Origin of the sequence: Hymenobacter coccineus, from assembly GCF_001816125.1 — a bacterium.
In the GTDB taxonomy this organism is placed as follows: Bacteria; Bacteroidota; Bacteroidia; order Cytophagales; family Hymenobacteraceae; genus Hymenobacter; species Hymenobacter coccineus.
The window spans coordinates 1-232 of the sequence record NZ_MDZA01000355.1; the positions used below are offsets into that span (position 1 = coordinate 1).

Below are 232 nucleotides of genomic sequence, written 5' to 3' on the forward strand. Positions count from 1 at the left end.
CCCAGCCAGCGGAAAATCGAGCACCTTGGGGCCCCAGCCGGGGTACTGCCGCCCCGCGGCATCGACGCAGAAACAGGGCCTGCGCGCCGGCCGCCACCACGTCGCGCCCGCCCACGCTCAGCAGCGCGGCGGCCCCAGCCAGCGGAAAATCGAGCACCTTGGGGCCCCAGCCGGGGTACTGCCGCCCCGCGGCATCGACGCAGAAACAGGGCCTGCGCGCCGGCCGCCACCA

General features: G+C 75.4%; 1 protein-coding gene. It reads right to left on the reverse strand.

What is annotated here, in order from left to right; translation table 11 throughout:
• Window positions 1–232 (reverse strand): hypothetical protein (locus BEN49_RS28240; protein ID WP_158022988.1); only part of this gene is annotated, 232 nt, incomplete at both ends.